This window comes from Rhodoferax sp. GW821-FHT07F03, assembly GCF_059418745.1.
In genome coordinates this window covers 15,285-39,702 of record NZ_JBWKQM010000008.1, presented here as the reverse complement: position 1 = coordinate 39,702, position 24,418 = coordinate 15,285, and the positions used below count along the sequence as shown (strand labels likewise).

The following is a 24,418-nucleotide window of genomic DNA, read 5'->3' as shown; positions in this document are numbered from 1 at the left end:
CCATGAGCGATACCGTCAAGAAACCCGCGGTCGATGTCGTCATCGTCGGCTTTGGCTGGACCGGCGCCATCATGGCGAAAGAACTCACCGAGGCCGGCCTGAAAGTCGTAGCCCTGGAGCGCGGCCCCTACCGCGACACCTACCCCGACGGCATCTACCCCACAACGCTGGACGAGCTGACTTTCGTGCAGCGCGGCAAGCTGTTCCAGAACATGGCGAAGAGCTCGTTCACCTTCCGCCACGGCGTGGCCGATGTAGCGGTGCCCTACCGGCAGATCGGCGCCTTCAAACCCGGCGAAGGCGTGGGCGGCGCCGGCCTGCACTGGTCGGGCCAGCACTGGCGTGTGACACCCGAAGAGCTGCAGCTGAAAACCCATTACACCCAGCGCTACGGCAAGAACTTCATCCCTGACGGTATGACCATCCAGGACTTCGGCGTGAGCTACGCCGAGCTGGAGCCGCACTTCGACTTTGTTGAAAAAGTCTTTGGCACCTCCGGCCGCGCCTACAAGGTCAAGGGCCAGGTGGTCGGAGAAGGCAATGTATTCGAGGCCGACCGATCCGACCACTACCCGCTGCCACCGCAAAAAGTGCCCTACACCGCCAGCCTGTTCATGCAGGCAGCGAAGGAGGTCGGCCTGCACCCCTTTGTCGAACCTTCGTCCAACGCCTCCGGCCCCTACACCAACCCCTATGGCTGCCAGATGGGGCCATGCAATTTCTGCGGCTTCTGCTCGGGCTTTGCCTGCTACAACTACTCCAAGGCCTCGCCGAACGTGAACATCATGCCGGCGCTGCGGCTGGCCGCCAACTTCGAGCTGCGTGCCGACGCGAATGTGCTGCGCATCAACCTCGACGCCAGCGGCAAGCGCGCTACCGGCGTCACCTATGTGGACGCCACCGGCAAGAGCTTCGAGCAACCCGCCGACCTGGTAATCGCCAGCACCTTTGCCTATAACAACGCGCGGCTGTTTTTGCTGTCTGGTATTGGCAAGCCCTATGACCCTGTGAGTGGCGAAGGCGTGGTGGGCCGCAACATCGCCTACCAGATGATGTCCACGGTGCAGATGTTCTTCCCACCCGGCACCAACACCAACCCCTTTATCGGCGCCGGCGGCACCGGTGTGGCGGTGGACGACTACAACGCCGACAACTTCGACCACGGCCCGCTGGGCTTTGTGGGCGGCGCGCCGGCCTGGTGCAACCCGGCCGGTGTGAAACCGATAGGCGGCATACCGGTACCCACGGGCACGCCAAACTGGGGGGCGGGTTGGAAGCGCGCGGTGAAAGACAACTACCTGAACACCGTGTCGTTCGACGTGCACGGCGCCAACATGGTCTACCGCGACTGCTATGTCGATCTGGACCCGACCTACACCGACCACTACGGCCAGGCGCTGATGCGCTTCACCTTCGACTGGAAAGACAACGACATCAAGATGAGCCGCTACGTCACCGGCGAGATGCTGAAAGTGGCCAAGGCCATGAACCCGCAATCCATCAAGGTTAGCCAGAAGAATTTTGGCGACCACCTGGACCTGCGCGCCTACCAGACCACGCACTGGGCCGGTGGTGTGGCCATGGGCGAAGACCGCAGCACCAGCGTGCTGAACCGCTATCTGCAAAGCTGGGACGTGCCGAATGTGTTTGCCGTCGGCTCTGGTGTGTTCCCCATCGGCATAGGTTACAACCCGACCGGCCTGGCCACCGCACTGACCTACTGGGCCGCCAAGGCGATACGTGAACAGTACCTGAAAGACCCTCGCCCCCTGGTAGATGCATGATGGCCCGCCCCACCCAGCGCCCCACCCTGCTACTTGCTGCCGCACTGGCTTTGGCACTCTGCGCCGGCGCAGCGCAGGCCGCGGCCCCTGTCGATGCCCAACTGCTAGCCAAGGGCGCCTACCTGGCCCGCGCCGGTGACTGCATCGCCTGCCACAGCGCCACACCGGACAAGCCATTTGCCGGCGGCCTGCCCATGTCTACGCCGGTGGGTGCCATCTACTCCACCAACATCACACCCGACAAAACCGCCGGCATCGGCGACTGGAGCTATGAAGACTTCGCCAAGCTGATGCGCACCGGCGTCACCAAGGCCGGCTACACCGTCTACCCGGCCATGCCCTACCCGTCTTTCTCGCGCCTGGGCGAAGACGATCTGCAGGCGCTGTACGCCTATTTCATGCATGGCGTGCAGCCCGACCCCACGCCGAATAAAAAGGCCGACATTCCCTGGCCTCTATCGATGCGCTTCCCGCTGGCACTGTGGCGCATGGTGTTTGCGCCACAGCCGGCCCCCATGAGCGTGCCGCAAAGCCCGCAGCCGAATCTGCTGCGCGGCGCCTATCTGGTGCAGGGCCTGGGCCACTGTGGCGCCTGCCACACGGCGCGCGGCGTGGCCTTTCAGGAAAAGGCTCTGAGTGATACCGGCAACAGCATCTACCTGGCCGGCGGCGGCGCGGTTGACGGCTGGGTCCCACCGTCCCTGCGCAACAGCCACGGCGGCGGCCTTGCAAGCTGGAGCGGGCGTGACATCGTGGATTTTTTGAAAACCGGACGCAACCAGCGCAGCGCCTCGTTTGGTGGCATGAATGACGTGGTGGCGCATTCCACCCAGCACCTGACCGACGCCGACCTGACCAGCATCGCGCTCTACCTGAAGTCCTTGCCCACCAGCGCACCCGCGCCAGCAGCGTATGTAGCCGACCCGCGCGTGGCGCAGGAGCTGCACAACGGCGTGGTGAACAGCCGCGGCGCACAAATCTACCTGGACCGCTGCGCCGGCTGCCACCGATCCGATGGCCAGGGTGCTGCCAAAACCTTCCCGGCGCTGGCCGGCAATGCGCTGCTACAGACCGCAGACGCATCAAGCAGCATCAAGATCGTGCTGTCCGGCAGCGCCATGCCCGCCACGCAGACCGCGCCCTCGGCCTTCACCATGGCGCCATACGCCGGGTTGCTCAGCGACGCCGACATCGCCGACGTCGTCAGCTTCATCCAGACCAGTTGGGGCAACCAGGGTGGTGCGGCCACAGCGCGCCAGGTGGCGGCCCTGCGCAAGACATCGCCGCCCGTGCAAGCCGCGACCGTGGCCACGTCTGCGCCGGGCCGGCCGGACACCTTGGCGCCGCGCCCGGCAGCCAGCAACGCTGTGCCTTAGCCATTCAAAGGAAATCGGGCTCTAGCGCAGGTAGCACCTGCGCCAGCAGCTACTTTTTCAATAGCATGCGTTAACCGCGCCAATGCTTACCAGCGCTGGTGCACCAGCGGTTTGGCAAAGCGCTCATACACACCCGCGATGGCCTGCATGGTGCCGTCGGTCAGCGGCGGCAAGTCGGCGGCGGCCACGTTGTCGGCCACCTGGATAGCGCGCTTGCCACCGGGGATGGAGCAGGTCACCGCCGGGTGCATCTGTATCCAGCGCAGCGCCATCTGCGGCATGCTCTGGCCCGCGGGCACCAGGGGTCGCAGCGCGTCCACGGCTTGCAGGCCTACGTTGTAATCCAGCCCAGAGAAGGTTTCACCTTTGTCGAAGGCCGCGCCCTCGCGGTTGAACTGGCGGTGGTCGTCCGCGGCGAAAGTGCTGTCCTTGGTCAGCTTGCCACTCAGCAGACCACTGGACAGCGGCAGCCGCGCGAGAATGCCCACGCCGCGCTTTTGCGTTTGTTCGAACAACAGCTCGGCCGGGCGCTGGCGGAAGATGTTGTAGATGATCTGCACCGACTGCACGCCGGGGAATTCAATCGCCTTCAGCGCCTCCTCCACCTTCTCCACACTCACGCCGTAGTGGCGCAACTTGCCTGCCTTCACCAGGTCGTCCAGCACGCCAAACACTTCGGGCATGTAGAACACCTCGGTTGGCGGGCAGTGCAGTTGCAGCAGGTCCAGCGCCTCGGTGTTCAGATTCACCAGGCTGCGCTCGACAAAGGCGGTCAGGTTTTCGCGGTTGTAACCAGCCGCCACATGCGGGCTCAGGCGGCGCCCCGCCTTGGTGGCAATGTAGAAGGGTTCGCTACGCTCGCGCTTGAGCTGGGCCAGCAGCCGTTCGCTGCGGCCATCGCCGTATACGTCGGCGCTGTCGAAGAAGTTCACGCCCATATCCAGCGCTTTGTGCAGCGCGCCCATGGACTCTGCGTCATCCACATCGCCCCAGGTGCCGCCAATGGCCCATGCGCCGAAGCTGACGGTCGAAATATTCCAGCCAGTGCGGCCGAGAGGACGGTATTGCAAGATGGGTCTCCTTGTTGGTTCGGGCGGCAAGTATCGCACCTTGGGCCATTTAGTGCGACGCTTCAACAATAGACCCTAAAGCCTGGTTAACGCTGGCAAACACTACGCATCCAGCTACGCTTTAGATAGCAAACAGCCGATGCCGCCAGGCGCCTCCGCGCACGGCTGGAGCCTGTGGCTCTTTCGCCATGCCTTGATCTGCATCAGTGTGGCCCCAGGTGCATAGGAGGACCATCAGGTCCAAGGAGTCCCACCATGCAACACCTCACCCCGGAACAACGGGCCACCCTGAACCGCGTATTGCAAGAACGCCGCCGTGCGCTGGAGGGTGAATTGGCCGACCACCGGCAAGATCTGGCCGCATTGGCCCCAACGCTGGCAGAGCGCCCACAAAACAGCAGCGCCTACCCGGCCAACGCAAACGACCGCGAGGTCGAAGCCGCTTTGTCCGATATGGACTCGGCTGAACTGGTTGCCGTGCAGCGTGCCCAGCAGCACCTACAGGACGACAGCTTTGGCATCTGCGTGGACTGCGCACAACCCATCCCGTTTGCACGTTTGATGATTGAGCCCGAAGCCCTGCGCTGCGTGGCCTGTGCCTCCATTTTTGAAAGGAAACTCTGACATGCCACTATTCCACGCCGTAGTCTGGACCGACCACCAATCCGCCCAGGTCATCCAGTTCGATGCCGAGCAAGTGCTGCCGCAAAAGCTCCACTCCCATAGCTACGACACCGCCCAGCACGGCAGCGCCGTGCGCTCACAGCACGAGTTCTTTGGCCATGTATGCGATGTGCTGGACGGCATCAGCCAGGTGCTGGTCACCGGCTCACATACCTCCATCGCCGACTTTCGCCACTATGCCGACAAACACAAGCCCGCAACCGCGCAGCACATCATCGGCTATGAGATAGTGGACCATCCCACGGACAAGCAGCTGGTTGCCCTGGCCCGCAAGGCGTTTGACAAACACAACCTGATGGACGGTGTGCCTACTGCAGGGTGAAGCGGGGTGAACTGCCACGCCCCCTCCGGGGCTGGGAGCGGGTAAGTCATACCGACCCGCTTCCGACGTGGGCAGCGCCAACATAATCTACGGCAGTGCAGCCATGCCCAACGGGGCACCATGGGCAAGCCTTAGCAACTTGATGAATATTGGCTAATTCACCAGCGGCTGGAATTCAACCCGGTAAACACTCAACTCCATCAAAGTGTGCTGTTGCTGGTGGGAACAAGTTTGATCAGCGCTCCGCGCAGCTCCCTGAGCCTGGGCGGCTTGCTCAGCACACAGTCCACGTTCGCGGGTCCAACGCCGTCAGAAACCAATCGCTGCCCCCAACCCGTCAGCAATATCACGGGCGTTGACGGCGACAAATATTTGATGGCAGTAGCGACCTTATGCCCATCTACATAAGGCATTCCAAGGTCCGTAATCACAATCGCGAATGACTCGCCCTGCTCCTGTGCACTATGGAACGTATTAATGCCGGCTTGACCACCATCAGCAGAAACCACCGTATGCCCATCAAACGCCAAAATATCGCGCAGCGATCTCAGCACCAAAGGGTCGTCGTCCACGATCAGTATCCGCAAATGTGACGGCGCACTCTTTTCGTCGGCATGAGATGCAGTTTCTGCAACATCTGAAGGAACAAGAAAGCCCAAACGCACCGTTGTCCCGACGGCCAATTTCGACTCCAATTCGACGCTGGCGCTGTGCCGCTCCACCATGCCATAGACCATTGCCAGCCCCAATCCTGTTCCACGCTCTCCTTTTGTCGTGAAAAATGGTTCCAAGCAACGTTTACGCGTGTCCTCATCCATCCCGATCCCAGAATCGCTCACTTCGATAAACACATGTCTTGAGACGATCTGCCTATCCCGGTCCTCAACCCCCGCAACCCTGGTGCGAAGTGTCAGCGTGCCACCATCAGGCATTGCATCGACCGCATTGAAAATAAGATTCGTCAATGCCTCCCGTATTTCACCCTCGACTCCCATAAAGAAAGGAAGATCAGGGTCAAGTTCGGTCCGCAGCTCAATCACAACACCCCGTTGCTGTGGCATATCGCTCCAGCGCGCTCGCGTCAGGTCGGCCACCTGCTGGATCAGGAGATTGGCATTTACCGGACTCAAAGTTAGCTGCGTTTCACGTTGCCGATAAAACTCCCTCATCCGAGCGACCGTTGCGGCCACATCGTCAATGGCCCGCTGGATCACCTCCAAATGGTTGCGGCCACGGTTGCTCAGGTTGGGCTCAGTTTCCAGCAGCAACTCCGTGTATAGCGCGATTGGAGAAATAGCATTATTGATATCGTGCGCAATCCCACTGGCCATTTGACCCAGCGCACGCAACCGTTCTTGCTGCATCACCGATTGCTGCGTCTGACGTAGATCGTCATAGGCTTGCTGCAAAGCGGTATACAACTGCGCTTGGTTGGCAGCGAGCGCAACGTGCTCACACAATTGCCGGAGGAATTCACACTCACCACTACTAAAACTGTTCGGCTGTTGTCGCGCAACGACCAAGACACCAAACACCGTACTTTCCACCAGCAGCGGAGCCATCACCAATGCGCGCAAACCACCTTTGGCTAGACGTTGTGGAAAAGGAAAATCTACTCCACTGATATCACCCTCGTATACCAGTTGCCCTTTCATGCACAGGGATAGGCCATTCGTGTCTATGGAAATGCGGGCGTTCTCCTCCAAAGAGAGTTGATGCATCAGCGCTTCGCTGCGCAGTCCCACACAGGTAACGATCAGCACATTTTGTGGTTGGTCGTATACGCAGAGGCAGACAAAATCCATCGGCAGTTGGTCCTCCAGGCTACGGATAACCACCTGAAAGATACTTCGTAAATCTTGGCGTGCGCCCGTAGAACGGGTAATCTGATGCAGCAGATTCAACCGCTCAAGTTGCGCATGTGCCTTTTGCTCAGCCTGTTGACGAACCAGAATTTCAGATGCGAGCGTCTCATTGGCGTTGAGCAGTTCATCTCGTGAAACGGTGGTTAACTTCAATTTTTCCGTCATGCCGTCAAACGCACGAGCGAGTTCGCCAATTTCATCTTGCGAAGCCGCGCCTAAGACAAAATCAAGATTACCTTCACCAACCACCTTCGTGCCTTCACGAAGTCTCTCGAGCGGTCGCGTTACGCTTCTCAACGTGATAAAGATAGTAAAAGCAATAGCCAGCACAACCAACAGGCCAAACGCAATCACCGTAACATTCGCTCTGTGTTGCGCATCAAGCACAGCATTGCGACTACGCTCCGACAAAACCAAAGCGTCAGAAATCATGGCTTGGGTTTTGTTTGATATCTGTCCAGACAATCTGGACTCCAACTCCTCAAGTATTTCTCTTCGACCCTGATCGTTTTCGAGTTCATGGCGATTCGCCACTAATAAACCGAACAATCTTCCAACGTCTTCTTGGTTGCGTCGAAGATCTCCAATAATTTCTGCATCGTCTAAATCATTTGAGCCCATCGTTTCCGCAAGAAATTTGGAAAAAGAAGCAGACTTCAATTGCCATTGTTCCTGTGCACGCTCTTCATGGTGAAGCTCATATTCCATCGAAAGATATCGGAGAGCGGTAACTGCACGTAAAACCTCACCGGCTTGCTCATTTTTTACAAGCTCCCTCTTCATTTGTGAAGTTGTAAATAGTAAAACGCCCACAATGATGGCGACCACTACCCCACAAAATAGCTCAATAAGTTTTAGTCGTGTAGAGATTTTCACGGTAAAACTCTCAATGAATAACTGTCACGGCGGATGGGTTGACGAATTCCAATCCACCAATATACATATTATTCAAATAATTTGGCACCTTCAGTTTATCGGTCATTTTTTTCTTTATGGCCCAACGAGCCTCATCCTCCAAGGCCAATATCAATCCTTGATCCAAAACAATATCAAACTGATATGACGACCAATCAGCCCTCAGTTTTTCAATTTGAATTTTTGTAGCCTTAGAGACAATTTTCTGAGCGACCTCTGGATTATTGTTGCATATTTTTGCTGCATGAATCAATGCACCTAAAACCTTCTTTACAGTTTCAGGATGCTGCGAAACATAGTTCTGCGTTCCAACCATGTTATAGATGCTTTCATATACATCCTGACCATAAAAAACAACACCATTATTTCCAAGTTTCTCCATCGCATTGCCTAAATATGGTTCCCATATAGCAACTGCATCCACCTTTCCTTCTGCAAGTGCAGCAGGCAATTCCTCCGGCTTATAGTTATGCACTGTCACTTCAGTTGCCAGCAATTTTTGCCGATTAAGAAATGCGTCCAAAGTAAAGTGAGCCGATGTACCTAGAGGAACACCAACATTTTTCCCTTTTAGATTGCTAGGCACATTGATTCCTCTGTCTTTTCTGCCAACAATTCCATGGTCTTTTTCTCCCGAAAAAATTGTTGCAATTACAGAAATTGGGGTTGCATCCAAACCAGCAAACATTACAGGAATATCGGCAACCGTACCTAAATCAGCATTCTTTTGAGTAATCGCTGCCATGGCAGCTTTTCCACTGGTATAAGGTTTAATTGAAACCTGAAGTCCTTCATTTTTAAAAAAACCCTCTTCCTGGGCAACAATGACGGAACAACTACCCACATATTCAGTATTCACGGCCAAAACAACTTGCTCGGACTGCAAATTCGCTGACACCAGAGATGCATATTTGAACCAAATAAAAACCCCAAACAACACGGCCAACAACAAACTAACTCCGCCCACCAGCATAAATATGGAGGCTTTTCGCATACCAGGTGTCTGTATCTCTTTCATCATCGAGGTGCCCTCAAAGCATTTATAACCTTTAAACAGGCGATTGCCGCCTTATTTCCGACATCCTTTTCTTCATGCCAGGCAGACACGGAGACTGCAACAATATTTGCAAAAGAAAGAGTTTTAAAAAGAGCCTCAATCTCTGAATACGTTGGGCCATTTTTCACATGATACTTTAGAGCAGGAGTTTCCGCCTCTGCATCCACCACATCGGTATCCCAATGAATATATAGGCTTTCATCGGAATTAAAATTCTTGAGAACCTCCGAAATACCACAAACAGTAATTTCAGAATTGTGCAATGCATCTTTTTCAGAAGCATCAAGATCGCGGGCATCTGATAATATGATTTTATTTTCAGCATAAGGGGTAAAGCCGATATCCGCAAACATCGAATTTAAGGCCTTATAATGGGAACCACCGTGCTCAATTCGACCAACCAACATAGCCAGTGGCATGCCTCCAATATATTTTGTGATCGATGTCTCCCAAGTATGAAAATCACCATGGGCATCCAACCAAAGAATACGATCTGGTGTTTTTCCAGCCTTTTGCAAGCCGCTTAAAACACCCAATGTAGAAACACAATCTCCAGCAACGCTAATGGGACGCAAACCCATGCTTGCCAATTCTTTCACTTTATTTGATAGCACACGATAAATCCCACCCATTCTTCGTAGCTTTTCATCTGGATCATCAATACTTACTTTGTCCAGTTCAGAAACAGCAAGCACGTCCCAAACATGATCGTCTAACTCTCGAAGACGACAAAGACCATCACGTCTTTGCCCCATTAAGAACGGAACAATCAAATGATTGTTCATAACCAGGTTTCCGAGTTCATCTCATAACCCAACAAACCCATCATGCTAGCAACCTCTTCTCGGCGACCTAGCGTAAGCAGCAAATCATTCCTTTTTCTCCATCGCTTCAGTGCTGGAGTCTCGGTTGCCATTAAAACAGGGAGATCATTTAGGACCTCCATTTCATGCAACCCTAAGTATTTTTCAATTCTTTTAACCACCGCAAGTGGTGTCATCAAAAAATCCTCAAAAGCAACCCGAAGAGCATCTACACCACTAGAAATAATAGCTTGGTGTGAAGACAACCATTGATTAAGGCAAACATTCTCCAATTTTTCATTTTGGAAATCTCTCCAATTCGGTGGCAAATCAAACTTCCACCACGATTTTCCAAACGGAACGCAATCAGAGTAACCTTCGATATTTAAACTTAGCCCATATTTTCTTAAGTCATGGGAAAAAAACCCCACAGGAGACAACCAACCATCCATTAAACCATTGACAGACTGCGCATACCCACGCGTCAAGTGAATATATTTAACGATGGCATTCGGAAAAATATCCTCATACATTCCGATTCGGTAAACATCCGGTGGAGTTTTAAAAAGCAAAACTTTACTCTCAACATCCTCAGAACCAAATGGTCTCCGTTTAATTCTGGGCATGACAAATGGGGGCTCCTCAATTTTCAAGCACTCATCAAACCAGAGGTTTTCATTTGCAGATAAATTTCCATCGTAATAATTGATTCGCCAAGCCTCATTCTCAAAAACCTTGGATAGAACAAATTTATCTAGATCACGCTCATTTTCTATATGAGCCCAATTTTTATTTTCATCAAAAATACTGCGTAAAATACGAAGAAGATCCTCAAAGCCAGCACTCTTCGAAAACTTCACAGGAAATTGCAACAAAAATCTTTTTGCATATTTCTTTACCAGAAAATTTGCACCGGGAACATCATCCGAAAAGGTAGAAAGCTCGTCGAAAATATTGTCAATCAAACATTTTTTATTATTTAAATTACCAATCGCATCACTATCCGAGTTATACCCAAAGCCATTTTCTGTTAATACAAGAAAAGGCTCAATCTCACCATCCAATGAAGCGACGCCAGGATGCGATTCCAATGCATTTTTTAACAAACTTGACCCTGATCGAGGGCTACACAAAATCACAGCAACTCTTTTCACTAAAACATTCAGCTCGGAATGCTGAATATTTCGAGCTGCATTCACGGCTTTAATGAGATCACCCGGCATCATTCCACTTTTGCCACTCTCTTCATAAGAAACGCGTGAAACACTTTGGTTTCTGATTTATCGGCCGACTCACGCCCTATCGCCTTCACGGAAAATCCAGCCTCTTTGGCAAGTTTTTTTACTCGTTCCGTTTCTCCAAAATTGGAATGTATAAAATATATACGACCATTTGGATTCAAATGCTCTCCAACCTCTGCAAAGAAACGTGTGTTTGTTTGGAAGTCCGTGTCCCATTGTGCCCTGGCAACTATATCGTGGGCAAATTTATCCCTAAATGGAATATTCGCCGTAATAACGTCAAACTTTTGACCCTTCAGGTTATCAAACAAATTAGACTTAACAACCTTCATGATTTTCTCAAAACCATGAGATTTGGCATTATATTTTGCACTTTTAATTGCAGCAGGATTAATATCAACTCCAACTACCTTACCCGCCCCTTGATAGCAAGAAAAAATAGCAATAACACCTGACCCCGTTCCAACATCCAGTACGCTCTCTCCACTCTGCACGTGGAAATTTTTCACTAGAGGCTTGCTATCCGTAAACGGCCAAAATGTATTTGGGTAAACCAAAAATTCTTTTCCCAAATATTTAACAACCTTTCCTTCAGGCGATACCGATTTGAATAATTTTTGCCGCCCCTTTTGCCAGCGATTTATTTTTGCATCTTCTAAAGCAGATTTATTTTCCATAAGTTCCACCTTTTAAAAATTAAACAACCATACCTCATCGACAAAAAAACCAGATCGTTGCATTTGGCCTGCAAAAATACAAAAACCTTATTGGACAGCTAATGGCCTCACATCCAAGCAATCAACTTGGCTCACCAACAAAATCATTCGATACTGGTGCGGTTAATTTATTAACCGGAAGCTCAATCCAAAAAGTGCTACCGAGACCTACGGCACTGTTAACGCCAATTTCCGCATGCATGGCTTCTATTATTTTTTTAGTGAAGGCAAGACCAATTCCAGAGCCCTCCTCCTGAGATTTTTCTCTTCCAAGACGATTGAATGGCTGGAATATTTCTTTTAATTGCTCGGAACTGAGCCCAATCCCAGTATCCACGACAGAAATTCGAATGCGGTCAGTTTTTATGGGTTGACAATATACCGTGACCGTTCCATGTTTTGTGTTGTATTTGATTGCATTTGATAATAAATTTATCAACACCTGCTTCAGCCGTGTTTTATCAGAAAACACGAACAAATCAATATTCTCTGGATAAGTCATTCCAATTTTATATTTTTCTGCTATGGGTCCTATCATTGTCTGACACTCATCAAAAATGAGCGCCAAGGGAATCAACTCCAATGAAATAGATATATTCCCTGATTCAACCTGCGCAATATCGAGAACACCGTTAATTAATGTGAGCAAATGCTTTCCCGCACTTTCAATATGCGTAGCAAATTTTCTCTTTTCTTCAAGTGTCGATGGAATTGACTCTGATTTCAGGATTTGTGCAAATCCAAGAATGGCATTGAGCGGCGTGCGTAGCTCATGGCTCATATGCGACAGGAATTTTGATTTTTCCTGATTGGTGCGTTCCGCCTCTTTTTTTGCCGCCTCCAGCTCTCGGTTCAATATGTTGAGTTCAGCAGCATGGGTCCGTTGGCGCTGCTCCAAAATCGCGTTTTCGATGCGCAACCGCCGCGTCTCCAGTGCGCGCGCAAGGACGGGAAGAATGACCGCTATTTTGAAAGGTTTGACAATGTAGTCATGGGCACCGACTTTCATTGCCTGCACCGCAGAAGCGATGGAGCCCTCACCCGTCATGATGATGCAGGCGAGATTGGGGTCCATCTTGATTGCCGCTTGCACTAAGGCAATACCGTTGATGCCAGGCATCATCAGATCAGATAGCAACAAATCGAATGTCTCTGTTTGCAGCAACTCCAGCGCAACCTCTCCAGAGACGAGACCGGTTGTCCTATAGTCGTGGCTACCCAAAATATCGCACAAAGCGCGCATGTGCACCGCTTCGTCGTCAACGATCAGGATATGGGGATTGGGATGGACTCCCGATTCGGCCATCAGACCTCCTGTCTGCTGTTGAAACCAACAATTAATTCGCAAAACATCTTTCCTGCAGCAACGTCAGGAAACCACGGAATGCGTAATAAAAACCAACTTGCCCCAAACGTTGTTTAGCATGTCGCACATGCTCAAAAACTGCAATGGGGACTCTGCTACAGAGGTGAGGAGGACCAGAGTAGCAGCGAGTCCGCATCCCCAATATTGAGGATAAAACACACCTCGAATTGCCATTTAAATTGTCAATATCGAAGATGGAACGACCATAGCATCACCGTTCAGAAAATCAATCAGCGCCGTTTGGCATCTCTGGCACGCGGGCCGCATCTGGATGTGTTCACAATCGTCAAAGTTTGCCTTCCTCGGTTGGTCCGATCGAACAGGAGTAAGAATGTCAAAGCTAGCTTGTACTCTTTGGCTGACTGGGCTCAGCGCCTCAGGTAAAACCAGTTTGGCTCAAGCGCTGGCTGAAGCACTCACTGCGGATGGGGCGTCGTGCCAAGTACTGGACGGCGACCTGATACGTCAACAGCTGAGCCGCGATCTCGGCTTCTCGCGGGAAGATCGCCGTGAAAACATTCGCCGCGTCGCCAACTTGTGCCGTCAATTGAATGACGAAGGAACTATGGCCATTGCTGCGCTGATATCTCCGTACCGCGATGACCGGAACATGGCACGCCAAACCATAGGTCCGACACGGTTCATTGAGGTGTACTTGGCGACCCCCATGGAGATATGTGAGGCCCGCGACCCCAAAGGCCTCTACCGTCGGGCACGCAGTGGCGACATTAGCAGCTTTACCGGAATCAGCGCCCCGTATGAAGCGCCACTGTCCCCCCATTTGTCCTTCAATACGGGAATACAAGATTTGAACGAATGCGTCCGCTTGAGCATGGACATACTTGCGGCACGCTTGCTTGATTAAGTGCGAGCAACACCACAACTAATTACTTGCACAACGTCCCATCGAGTGCGCTCCTTAGGGTTCGCAGGGTAAGGACCGCCAAGGCCAGGCTGAGCGCGCCCAGCAACACCGTGGCAAGAACCCAGAGCGGTGCGCTACCGCGCAACTCCGCGTACCTCAACGCAGCATTCACCAGCGCAGCCATGGGGAAGCTGATCGCCCACCAGGCCGCAGAAAACCTCACACTGGGGCGGAACACCTTAGGCGCGACCACGGCGAACATGAATAGTGCGAAGTAGAACAGCAGCGCAGCAAAACGGTCTATGCTGCCCACGATATTGCTGTAGGCCAGAAAGCCCACCGCAAACGGCGCCACCAGAATCATCAGCGACGGCATCATGCCCGGCACGAGCGGATCGCGGTGCACCAGCCGGCTAATAATCATCGCGAAGAGCACCAGCGCCAGCACGGCGCCGACCGCACCGGCAAGCAAATTCACCTCAGCCACCCAGGCCATAGGCATCTGCGCACCGGTCACCGGGATGTCCAGCGTGGCCACGCACGGAACAATCCAGGCCGGCACCGCATGCGAAGCATCCACCTGGCCATTCAGCAGGCGCGAAACCACGAGGTAGCACAACGCAAACGTCGCCAGCACGCCCACGGTCCAGACAACGCGGGCAGCCGCTGGGCTATACGGAGCGGTAACAGCAGACAGCAACAACAACGAGATTGCGATAGTGCCAAAGAAGTTGCCGGCCACCGGGTGTTGAAACTCGGCCCGCACCGCCTGTGGATGCGTCACCAGCTTCGCCACATAGCCCCAGGCCAGCAGCAGAAAAACGCCCACGGCGAATGCGCCTACACCCTCGCCGATCCAGGCCGGCACCCCCAGGCTGCTGTGCGCCAGCCGCCAGGCCAGGGCCAGCCCGCTGAGCCCCATCACCGCGCCAAACAAATTGACCGGCAGGTTGCGGATCGACGCTGCGGCAGGCGGCGAATGGCGCACGGCGGACGTGTCGAGAGACGGGTTCAGGGACGGAGTGATGGACAGGTTTGGCACGATGAATATTTTGGCTGGATTTGCATGAACATATATTTTCTGCCAGACTCCGCCTACTGTCTGCGCCGACATAAGGCGTTTTCTGCCAATCATTGGGCAATGTCTGCCATGCGTATCGCCATACTCGCTTTTCCCCGTTTCCAGCTGCTGGATGTTGCAGGGCCCGCAGACGTTTTCGTCGAAGCCTCGCGCCAGCTCGGCAATCCAAGCGCCTACCAGGTGCAGGTCATTGGCACCGAAGAAGGCATGCTCAAAAGCAGCGGTGGGTTGCGCCTGGCCGTCGACGCCACCGTGGCCACACAGCGCGGGCCTATCGACACCCTGCTGGTCGCGGGCAGCCCGAATATCGAGGACATGGCCAATGACCTGCCACTGCAAGATTGGCTTAGACGGCAGGCGCGCAGCGTGCGACGCTATGGCTCGGTCTGTACCGGTGCCTTCGTACTCGCGGCCACCGGCCTGCTGGACGGCAAGCGGGTCGCAACCCACTGGAATTCTGCCGCCCGCCTCGCAGCGGCCTACCCCAATACCAATGTCGAAGCGGACGCCATCTACGTGCAAGACGGCAAGCTGTTCACCTCCGCAGGCGTCACCGCCGGCATGGACCTGGCCCTGGCGATGGTCGAGCAGGACCATGGCCGCGAGCTTGCGCTGCGCGTAGCGCGCGAGCTGGTGATGTTCCTCAAGCGCCCGGGCGGGCAAAGCCAGTTCAGCGCCCACCTGGCGGCGCAAACCGCGGAGCGGTCCCATGTGCGCGCGCTGCAGGACTATGTGCTGGCAAACCTGAAGGACGATCTGTCCGTGCCGCTGCTGGCGTCCAAGGCCGGCATGAGCGAGAGAAGCTTTGCCCGCATCTTCCGCGCTGAGACCGGCACCACGCCCGCCGAATTTGTCGAAAACGCCCGCATAGACGCGGCCCGCCGCCTGGCCGAAGAATCAGACTGGCCCGCCAAGCGGCTGGCCGATGCCGTGGGGTATGCCAATGTGGACGGCTTCAGACGGGCATTTGGTCGCCGGCTGGGGGTGAGCCTGGTGGAATACCGGAAGCGATTTGCGGGATGAGGGTGGGGTGAAACTGGCACGCGATCTCGCAGCCTAAACTAAGCCTTAGCCAGCACCCTTACATCCCGCCCCGCTGGCAACCTCCCCCACCCACCCTGTTGCACCGACTCTGTCAGCAATTCCGCCAGCCGCTGCACCGGCGGCTCTGGCTCGCTGCTGGCCCGGCGCAGGGCCAGAGTGATCTGCGGTAGCGCCGGCAGCACGGCGCCAGTACGTTCGATCGTCCGCACATGGGCCGGCAGGCCGAACGGCGTGCGCACACACAGGCCCAGGCCGGCCGAGGTGGCGGCCCACAGCGCGGCCAGGCTGGAGCTGGTGAACACATAGCGCCAGGGCATACCGGCGCGTTCCAGCGTAGTGGTAACGATGTCGCGCAGCGGGCATGGGGCGTCTACGACGACCAGCGGAAGCGGCTCTTGCAAGCCACCCTGCGTACCGCGGCGCAGCTGACGCCACCAGGGGGCGTCCAGCGCGTCCAAGTCGGCCGGGCCTATCCACTGCAGTGGCAGACGCAGCACGCTGTCGGTGCGCGCATCGGCAGCGTCTAAGCCTACGTCCCAGAACATCGCCAGGTCCAATTGGCCCAGCGCCAATTTCTCGCGCAGCACCGCGCTGGTGGCCACACAGGCCTCGATGCGCACCTTGGGGTGGGCGCGGGCGAAGCGGCCCAGCGCCTCGGGCAGCACGGCCTCGCCCAGGTCTTCCTGCAGGCCCAGGCGCACCCGGCCCTGCAGGTCGGTGCCGCGCACCGCGGCCACGGCTTCGTCGTTCAACGCCAGCATGCGGTGGGCGTAGGCCAGCAGGGTTTCGCCCGCATCCGTCAACTCCAGCCCACGGCCGGACTTGCGCAGCAAAGGCGTACCGGACTGCGACTCCAGCTTCTTCAGCTGCGCGCTGACGGCCGAGGTGGAGCGGCCCAGCCGATCCGCCGCGCGGGCGTAGCTGCCTAGCGCAATGCCGGTGGAGAAGCTGCGCAGCATGTCGATGTCGTAGGTGACTTGGCCCATGGCAATCGTCCTGATTTTCAAAATGATTAGTCTACTAGTTTCTGATTTTCAAAACAGTCTGCGCTGCCCACAATCTGCCGCATGACACACCAAGCGACTCTTTCCACCCCCCTTGTTACCTGCCCGCCGCCGCGCCACCGCTGGAAGGTGCTGGCCGCCGGCGTTGCCGCGAATGCGGCTTTTTCCGTAGCCTTCAGCGGCATCCCGATGACCGCGGTGCTGATGCGCGACGGCTACCGGCTCGACAACGCGACGCTGGGCCTGGTGCTGGGCCTAATGGGCCTGGGCATCGCCATCAGCGAGCTGCCCTGGGGCCTGCTGACCGACCGCTGGGGCGACCGCCCGGTGCTGCTGACCGGCCTGGTCAGCACCGCACTGGCCTTGGCAGCCATGGCGCTGTGGGCGGCTCCATCGGGCGGGCAGATTCCACCGCTGGGCTTGCTGGCCGGCGGCCTGGTGCTGGTGGGCCTGCTAGGCGGCAGCGTGAACGGCGCCAGCGGCCGGGCGGTGATGCTGTGGTTTGCCGACGGCGAACGCGGCCTGGCGATGAGCATCCGCCAGACCGCCGTGCCGCTGGGCGGCGGCATTGGCGCGCTGCTGCTGCCGGCTTTGGCGTTGCAGCACGGCTTTGCCGCGATCTACAGCCTGCTGGCCGTGCTGTGCCTGCTGGCTGCGCTGCTGACCTGGGCCTGGGTGCACGAGCCGGCGCTGATGTCACACGCCAAACCGGCTACCGCCGCCGCCCGCAACGGCCCACTGCGTGACCCGCGCATCTGGCGCACCGTGGCCGGCATCGGCATTCTGTGTGCGCCGCAATTTGCCGTGCTGTCCTTCGGCACCGTGTTCCTGCACGACTATGGACATGCCGGCCTGGCGACCATCACCGTGGCGATGGCGCTGGTGCAGCTGGGCGCGATGGTGATGCGCGTCTGGAGCGGCCGCTGGACCGACCAGCGGCGCAATCGCCCGGCCTATCTGCGCTCCTGCAGCGACCTGAGTGCTGCGCTGTTTGCCGGGCTGGCGATATTCAGCGCACTGGCCGACGGCGGGCAACTGCTGGCCTCGCCGCTGCTACGCGCTAGCTTGCTGGTGCTGCTGACCATCTGCGGCATCTGCGTATCCGCCTGGCATGGCGTGGCCTACGTGCAGCTGGCCAGCTGCGCCGGCGCGCAGCGGTCCGGCACGGCGCTGGCGATGGCGAATACCTGCGTCTTCAGCGTCTGCTTTGTAACGCCGCTGGCCGTGCCGCATCTGCTGGCGCTGCAGGGCTGGCCTCTGGTGTGGCTGCTGGCCAGCGGCTGCGCATTGATGGCGCGGCCCTTGTTGGGTGGTGCCAGAGTACAACCCAAGTAAAAAATGTAAAAAATCCACCTCCGACGCAGATATCACCTGCGCTAGCAGCTACAAACTCCATAGCAAAGACGCCTAAGTGACATGATGTCTGACGATGGCATGGAATCTGCTGATAATGTCGCCGGCAGACGCTGGGGTATTTACCAATCCCTCCACCGCACGATGCGAGCACCATCGCAGTGCACGTCTGACTTTGCGTTTTGACATATTTGGAGAACCATGAAAAATCTGAGCAAACTGGTCGTGGCCCTGGGCTTGACCGCCGCCGCTTTGGCAACCCACGCCGCAGGCACCCTTGTCTATTGTTCCGAAGCCAGCCCCGAGGGCTTTGACACCGCACAGTACACCGGCGGCCAGACCTTCGATGCGGCCGGCATGGCCATCTTCAACCGCCTGGTCGAGTTCGAGCGCGGCACCACCAAGGTGATCCCCGCCCTGGCCGAGTCCTATGACAGCGCCCCCGACGGCCTGACCTACACCTTCCATCTGCGCAAGGGCGTGAAGTTCCACACCACCGAGAACTTCACCCCCAGCCGCGACTTCAATGCCGATGACGTGGTGTTCACGTTCATGCGCATGTTCGACAAAACCACGCCCTTCGCCAAGGCCTATCCGGTGCAGTTCCCCTACGCGGGCGACACCGGTCTGGACACGAACGTGGCCTCGGTACGCAAGACAGACGACAACACCGTGGTCTTCCTGCTGAAGAAGCCCGACCCTGACCTGCTTGCCAAGATCGCCATGCCGGTGTTCTCCATCCTGTCGGCCGAGCACGCCAACAAGCTGCTGGCCGCCGGCACGCCCGCGCTGATCAACCAGCAGCCCGTGGGCACCGGCCCCTACATCCTGAAGCGCTACCAAAAAGACTCGCAAATCCGCTACGCGGCCAACAAGCAGTACTGGAACGCCAAGGACATCAAGCTGGACAACCTGATCTTCGCCATCACCACCGATGCATCGGTGCGCGCCCAAAAGGTCAAGGCCGGTGAATGCCAGGCCATGTCCTATCCCAAGCCGCAAGACCTGGAAAGCCTGAAGGCCGACCCCAAGCTGAAGGTCATCAGCGCGCCTGGCTTCAACATCGGCTACCTGTCGTACAACACTGAAAAGCCCATCACCGGCAAGCTGGAAGTGCGCCAGGCGCTGGACATGGCGATCAACCGCAAGGCCATCATCGAGGCCGTGTACCAAGGCCAGGGCCAGGAAGCCACCAACCCCTTCCCATCCTCGCTGTGGTCTTACAACCCGACGCTGAAGAACGCCCCCACGAACATCGAAAAAGCCAAGGAGCTGCTGAAAAAGGCCGGCTACCCCGATGGCTTTGAGATCAATCTGTGGAGCATGCCGGTGGTGCGCCCCTACAACCCCAACGCCAAGCTGATGGCCGAGATGATCCAGGCCGACTGGGCCAAGATCGGCGTGAAGGCCAAGATCGTCAGCTATGAGTGGGGTGAATACCTCAAGCGCATGAAGGCCGGCGAACAAGACGCGGGCTTGATCGGCTGGAGCGGCGACTACGCCAGCCCCGACAACTTCCTGGGCGTGCTGCTGACCTGCGAATCCGTGGGCGGCAACAACTACGCGCGCTACTGCAGCAAGGAGTTCGACGGCCTGGTGCTGAAGGCCCGCAACAGCCTGGACCAAAAGGAACGCACAGCGCTGTACATGAAGGCGCAAGAAGTCTTCAAGCGCGACCTGCCCTGGTCCACCATTGCCCACTCCACGGTGAGCCTGCCCACCGCCAAGGGTGTGGACGGCCTGAAGATCAGCCCGTTTGCTGTGTTTGACTTCGCAGGTGTGAGCTCGAAGTAAGCCCCTATCGTCAGTCCAGAAAGCAAGGTAACGGCAAAGTTCGTTACCTTGCTTTTTTGTTTTAAGCAGCTATGTTCCTCTACATCCTCAAACGCTTGGCCGTGGTGATTCCGACCTTTTTCGGTATCACCCTGCTGACCTTTTCCCTGATCCACATGATCCCCGGCGACCCCATCGAAGTGATGGTGGGCGAGCGCACGCTGGACCCTGTAATGCACGCCGAAGCCATGCACCGCCTGGGGCTGGACCAGTCGCTGCCGGTGCAGTATTTTCACTACCTGGGCCAGCTCGCACGGGGTGACCTGGGCGCTTCACTGAAGACGCAAATCCCCGTCTGGACCGAATTCAAAACCCTGTTCCCCGCCACGCTGGAGCTGGCGCTGATGGCCCTGCTGTTCGCCCTGGTGGTGGGCATGGTGGCGGGCGTGACGGCGGCGGTAAAACGCGGCTCCATCCTGGACCACGGGGTGATGACGCTGGCACTCACCGGCTACTCCATGCCCATCTTCTGGTGGGGCCTGGTGCTGATCATGGTGTTCTCCAGCGGCATGGGCTGGACGCCTGTGTCCGGCCGCATCGACCTGGCATTCGACATACCGCCCGACACCGGCTTCATGCTGATCGACGCCTGGCGCGCCCAGCGTGCCGACCCGGGCCTGAACGGAGGCGCGCTGTGGGACGCCATCAAGCACCTGATACTGCCGACCATCGTGCTGGGCACCATTCCGCTGGCGGTGATTGCACGCATGACGCGCTCTAGCATGCTGGAGGTGTTGCGTGAAGACTATGTGCGCACCGCCCGCGCCAAGGGCTTGTCACCCGCACGCGTGGTGTTCATCCACACGCTACGCAATGCGCTGATACCGGTGCTGACCGTGATTGGCCTGCAGGTCGGCACGCTGATGGGCGGCGCGGTGCTGACCGAGACCATCTTCTCCTGGCCCGGCATCGGCAAATGGCTGATCGACGCCATCAGCCGGCGTGACTACCCGGTGGTGCAAAGCGGCATTCTGCTGGTCGCCAGCCTGGTCATCACCACCAATTTCATCGTCGACATCCTGTACGGCGTGGCCAACCCACGCATCCGACACCAGAAATAGAACCCCCATGTCTACCCTACCCCTTCCCGTGACCGACGAGCTGGAACTCGCACCCGGCACACCTCCATCCAGCTGGTCAGAGTTCTGGCGCAGCTTCACGAAGAACAAAGGCGCCGTCATCGGCCTGTGCTTCATGACCCTGGTCTGCCTGGCAGCGCTGTTCGCGCCCTGGGTGGCGCCCTACAGCCCGGTTGAACAATTCCGCGAGCATTTCCTGACACCGCCCGCCTGGGTGGCCGGTGGCTCCAGCCAGTTCCTGCTGGGTACAGACGAAGTCGGGCGCGACATCCTCTCGCGCCTGATCCACGGCGCGCGGCTGTCGCTGTTCGTCGGCTTCTTCTCGGTGCTGATGGCACTCATCCCCGGCGTGGTGCTGGGCCTGTGCGCAGGCTTCTTTGGCAAGGCGCTGGACTCCACCATCATGCGCATCATGGACATCATGATGGCCCTGCCCGCGTTGCTGCTGGCCGTGGCCATCATGGCCGTGCTTGGCCCCGGGCTGGGCAATGCGCTGGTGGCGATTGCCGTGGTTTCGCTGCCCGCCTATGTACGCCTGACCCGCGCCTCCGCCATGACCGAGTTGAACCGCGACTACGTCACCGCCGCCCGCCTGTCGGGTGCCGGCACGCTGCGCCTGATGTTCGTCACGGTGCTACCCAACTGCATGGCGCCGCTGATCGTGCACGCCACCATGGGCTTCTCGGCCGCGATTCTGGAAATCTCGGCACTGGGCTTTCTAGGCCTGGGCGTGCAGCCACCGAACCCCGAGTGGGGCACCATGCTGGCCTCGGCGCGCGACTACATCGAACGCGCCTGGTGGGTCGTCACCCTGCCCGGCCTGACCATTTTGCTGTCGGTGCTGGCGATCAACCTGATGGGCGACGGCCTGCGCGACGCGCTGGACCCGAAACTGAAAACTGCGGCCTGATCCCGCGAAAAGAAACACGATGAGTTTGTTAAACATTAAAAATCTATCCGTAGAGTTCGGCCCACAAGGCCGCGCTTTCCGGGCGGTGGACGGGCTGGACCTGGCCGTGTCCCAGGGTGAAATCGTCGGCATCGTTGGCGAATCCGGCTCCGGCAAGTCGGTGACCATGATGGCCCTCATGGGCTTGCTCGACGGCCAGGGCCGCATCACCGCCGACACGCTGAATTTCGACGGCCAGGACCTGCTGAAGATCACGCCCGCCCAGCGCCGCAAGCTGCTGGGCAAAGACATGGCCATGATCTTCCAGGACCCGATGACCTCGCTGAACCCCAGCTTCACCGTCGGCTACCAGATCATTGAAGTACTGAAGCAGCACCTGGGCCTGCGCGGCGCGGCGGCCACGGCCCGCGCGGTCGAGCTGATGGAGATGGTGGAAATCCCTGCCGCCAAGAGCCGGCTGGACGTGTACCCGCACCAGCTGTCCGGCGGCATGAGCCAGCGCGTGATGATCGCCATCGCCATTGCCTGCAAGCCGCGCCTGCTGATCGCCGACGAGCCCACCACGGCACTCGACGTGACCATCCAGGCACAGATCATGGACCTGCTGGTGAACCTGCAGAAAGCCCACAACATGGCGCTGGTGATGATCACCCATGACCTAGCCGTAGTGGCCGAGGTGGCCCACCGCGTGGCCGTGATGTACGCCGGCCAGGTGGTGGAAACCGGCAAGGTGGACCGCCTGTTCGACCACCCCGCCCACCCCTACACCGACGCACTGCTGCAGGCCGTGCCCGAGCGCAGCCACGGCGCACGCCGCCTGAGCACGCTCAAAGGCATGGTGCCCGGCCAATATGATCGGCCCAAGGGCTGCCTGCTGTCGCCGCGCTGCCCGCGCGTACAAGACCGCTGCAAGACCGAACGCCCAGCGCTGACCCAGCACAACGGTGACGCCGTGCGCTGCTTCTTCCCGCTGAATGCAGAGGTGGCAGCATGAGCGCTATCGTTTTAGAGGCAAAGAACCTCACCCGCTACTACGCGGTAACCCAGGGTGCGTTCAAGCCCAAGCTGCAGGTCAAGGCACTGAATGGCATTTCCTTCCAGCTGCAGGCCGGCAAGACGCTAGCCGTGGTGGGTGAATCCGGCTGCGGCAAGAGCACACTGGCCCGCGCACTGACGCTGATCGAAGCGCCAACGTCAGGCAGCCTGGTGATGGACGGCCAGGCGCTGGACACGGCCAACCCGGCGCAACGCAAAGCCATGCGCAGCAAGGTGCAGATGGTGTTCCAGAACCCCTACGCCTCGCTGAACCCGCGCCAGAAGATCATCGACCAGCTAGCCGAGCCACTGCTGCTGAACACCAAGCTCAGCGCCGCAGAGCGCACCGCCAAGGTCCATGACACCATGCGCCGCGTCGGCCTGCGGCCCGAGTTCGCCCAGCGCTATCCGCACATGTTCTCTGGCGGCCAGCGCCAGCGGATTGCGATTGCCCGGGCGATGATTCTGCAGCCGAAGATCCTCGTGGCCGACGAGCCCACATCGGCGCTGGACGTCTCCATCCAGGCCCAGGTGCTGAACCTGTTCATGGACCTGCAGGAAGAGTTCCAGACCGCCTACGTGTTCGTGTCGCACAACCTGGCGGTGGTCGAGCATGTGGCGAATGACCTGATGGTGATGTACCTGGGCCGCGCGGTCGAGGTCGGCGCCAAGGGCCTGATCTTCGAGCGCCCGCTGCACCCGTACACGCAGGCCCTGCTGTCGGCCACGCCGTCCATCGACCGGCACCAGCGCAAGGTGAAGATCAAGATCACCGGCGAGCTGCCCAGCCCGCTGAACCCTCCCACAGGCTGCGCCTTCCACAAGCGCTGCCCGCACGCCACGGCCCGCTGCTCGACCGAGGAACCACAGCTGCGCCCACTGCTAGGGCGCGAGGTGGCTTGCCACCATGCGGAGAGTATTAACGCGGGGTAATAGCGGCTGATATCTACAGATGAAATAGGCTGCTAGCGCAGGAATTATCTGCGCTAGCAGCTATTTTTTTAGTAGCAAATCA

General features: G+C 57.5%; 21 protein-coding genes. 12 read left to right on the top strand and 9 right to left on the bottom strand.

Annotated features, from left to right (window positions below):
- Positions 1-2 precede the first annotated feature (2 nt).
- On the top strand, positions 3-1,784 hold the full coding sequence (locus AC07R0_RS13340; RefSeq protein WP_495105174.1) for a GMC family oxidoreductase: 1,782 nt from the start codon (positions 3-5) through the stop codon (positions 1,782-1,784).
- The gene (locus AC07R0_RS13335) at positions 1,781-3,160 is read left to right on the top strand and encodes a c-type cytochrome (RefSeq protein WP_495105173.1); all 1,380 of its coding nucleotides are present in this window, start codon (positions 1,781-1,783) and stop codon (positions 3,158-3,160) included. The genes AC07R0_RS13340 and AC07R0_RS13335 overlap by 4 nt, the downstream gene beginning before the upstream one ends.
- Before the next feature lie 86 nt (positions 3,161-3,246).
- On the opposite strand, the gene AC07R0_RS13330 is transcribed toward AC07R0_RS13335, so the two are convergent.
- Positions 3,247-4,230, bottom strand: a complete 984-nt coding sequence (locus AC07R0_RS13330; RefSeq protein ID WP_495105172.1) for an aldo/keto reductase — start codon at positions 4,228-4,230, stop codon at positions 3,247-3,249.
- A gap of 255 nt (positions 4,231-4,485) precedes the next feature.
- Here AC07R0_RS13330 and AC07R0_RS13325 point away from each other — a divergent pair, with 255 nt between their 5' ends.
- Together AC07R0_RS13325 and AC07R0_RS13320 are read left to right on the top strand one after the other, a co-directional pair.
- Positions 4,486-4,854, top strand: coding sequence for a TraR/DksA family transcriptional regulator (locus AC07R0_RS13325; protein WP_495105171.1), 369 nt, complete (start codon positions 4,486-4,488; stop codon positions 4,852-4,854).
- A gap of 1 nt (position 4,855) precedes the next feature.
- Complete coding sequence (locus tag AC07R0_RS13320) at positions 4,856-5,236, top strand: hypothetical protein (protein ID WP_495074505.1); 381 nt, start codon at positions 4,856-4,858, stop codon at positions 5,234-5,236.
- Between the two features lie 200 nt (positions 5,237-5,436).
- Here AC07R0_RS13320 and AC07R0_RS13315 read toward each other — a convergent pair whose 3' ends face one another.
- From AC07R0_RS13315 to AC07R0_RS13290, 6 genes are all read right to left on the bottom strand, one after another.
- Positions 5,437-7,977: an ATP-binding protein gene (locus tag AC07R0_RS13315; protein WP_495105170.1), complete on the bottom strand. Its 2,541-nt coding sequence runs from the start codon at positions 7,975-7,977 to the stop codon at positions 5,437-5,439.
- A 10-nt stretch (positions 7,978-7,987) separates the two neighbouring features.
- The gene (locus AC07R0_RS13310; RefSeq protein ID WP_495105169.1) at positions 7,988-9,037 is read right to left on the bottom strand and encodes an ABC transporter substrate-binding protein; all 1,050 of its coding nucleotides are present in this window, start codon (positions 9,035-9,037) and stop codon (positions 7,988-7,990) included.
- Positions 9,034-9,858, bottom strand: coding sequence for an arginase family protein (locus tag AC07R0_RS13305; protein WP_495105168.1), 825 nt, complete (start codon positions 9,856-9,858; stop codon positions 9,034-9,036). Before AC07R0_RS13305 ends, AC07R0_RS13310 begins: the two co-directional genes overlap by 4 nt.
- On the bottom strand, positions 9,855-11,099 hold the full coding sequence (locus tag AC07R0_RS13300) for a hypothetical protein (protein ID WP_495105167.1): 1,245 nt from the start codon (positions 11,097-11,099) through the stop codon (positions 9,855-9,857). Before AC07R0_RS13300 ends, AC07R0_RS13305 begins: the two co-directional genes overlap by 4 nt.
- Positions 11,099-11,794 carry a methyltransferase gene (locus AC07R0_RS13295; RefSeq protein WP_495074510.1) on the bottom strand — a complete coding sequence of 232 codons (696 nt, stop codon included), beginning with the start codon at positions 11,792-11,794 and terminating at the stop codon, positions 11,099-11,101. Before AC07R0_RS13295 ends, AC07R0_RS13300 begins: the two co-directional genes overlap by 1 nt.
- A gap of 121 nt (positions 11,795-11,915) precedes the next feature.
- A complete protein-coding gene (locus AC07R0_RS13290; protein ID WP_495105166.1) occupies positions 11,916-13,139 on the bottom strand; it encodes a sensor histidine kinase in 1,224 nt (407 codons plus the stop codon).
- Between the two features lie 391 nt (positions 13,140-13,530).
- Here AC07R0_RS13290 and cysC point away from each other — a divergent pair, with 391 nt between their 5' ends.
- Positions 13,531-14,064 carry an adenylyl-sulfate kinase gene (gene cysC / locus AC07R0_RS13285; protein ID WP_495105165.1) on the top strand — a complete coding sequence of 178 codons (534 nt, stop codon included), beginning with the start codon at positions 13,531-13,533 and terminating at the stop codon, positions 14,062-14,064.
- Between the two features lie 22 nt (positions 14,065-14,086).
- Here the strand turns inward: cysC and AC07R0_RS13280 are convergent, their stop codons facing one another.
- Positions 14,087-15,097, bottom strand: coding sequence for an SLAC1 anion channel family protein (locus tag AC07R0_RS13280; protein ID WP_495105350.1), 1,011 nt, complete (start codon positions 15,095-15,097; stop codon positions 14,087-14,089).
- Between the two features lie 117 nt (positions 15,098-15,214).
- Here AC07R0_RS13280 and AC07R0_RS13275 point away from each other — a divergent pair, with 117 nt between their 5' ends.
- Complete coding sequence (locus AC07R0_RS13275) at positions 15,215-16,168, top strand: GlxA family transcriptional regulator (protein ID WP_495105349.1); 954 nt, start codon at positions 15,215-15,217, stop codon at positions 16,166-16,168.
- 38 nt (positions 16,169-16,206) lie between these two features.
- Here AC07R0_RS13275 and AC07R0_RS13270 read toward each other — a convergent pair whose 3' ends face one another.
- A complete protein-coding gene (locus AC07R0_RS13270; protein WP_495105164.1) occupies positions 16,207-17,175 on the bottom strand; it encodes a LysR substrate-binding domain-containing protein in 969 nt (322 codons plus the stop codon).
- Positions 17,176-17,256: 81 nt separating this feature from the next.
- Here AC07R0_RS13270 and AC07R0_RS13265 point away from each other — a divergent pair, with 81 nt between their 5' ends.
- From AC07R0_RS13265 to AC07R0_RS13240, 6 genes are all read left to right on the top strand, one after another.
- Positions 17,257-18,528, top strand: coding sequence for an MFS transporter (locus AC07R0_RS13265; protein ID WP_495105163.1), 1,272 nt, complete (start codon positions 17,257-17,259; stop codon positions 18,526-18,528).
- A 219-nt stretch (positions 18,529-18,747) separates the two neighbouring features.
- Positions 18,748-20,340, top strand: coding sequence for an ABC transporter substrate-binding protein (locus tag AC07R0_RS13260; protein WP_495105162.1), 1,593 nt, complete (start codon positions 18,748-18,750; stop codon positions 20,338-20,340).
- Between the two features lie 71 nt (positions 20,341-20,411).
- On the top strand, positions 20,412-21,440 hold the full coding sequence (locus AC07R0_RS13255; protein ID WP_495096449.1) for an ABC transporter permease subunit: 1,029 nt from the start codon (positions 20,412-20,414) through the stop codon (positions 21,438-21,440).
- A gap of 7 nt (positions 21,441-21,447) precedes the next feature.
- On the top strand, positions 21,448-22,368 hold the full coding sequence (locus AC07R0_RS13250; RefSeq protein ID WP_495074518.1) for an ABC transporter permease subunit: 921 nt from the start codon (positions 21,448-21,450) through the stop codon (positions 22,366-22,368).
- 19 nt (positions 22,369-22,387) lie between these two features.
- On the top strand, positions 22,388-23,362 hold the full coding sequence (locus tag AC07R0_RS13245) for an ABC transporter ATP-binding protein (RefSeq protein ID WP_495105161.1): 975 nt from the start codon (positions 22,388-22,390) through the stop codon (positions 23,360-23,362).
- Positions 23,359-24,336: a peptide ABC transporter ATP-binding protein gene (locus AC07R0_RS13240; protein ID WP_495105160.1), complete on the top strand. Its 978-nt coding sequence runs from the start codon at positions 23,359-23,361 to the stop codon at positions 24,334-24,336. Before AC07R0_RS13245 ends, AC07R0_RS13240 begins: the two co-directional genes overlap by 4 nt.
- The last annotated feature ends 82 nt before the right edge of the window (positions 24,337-24,418 follow it).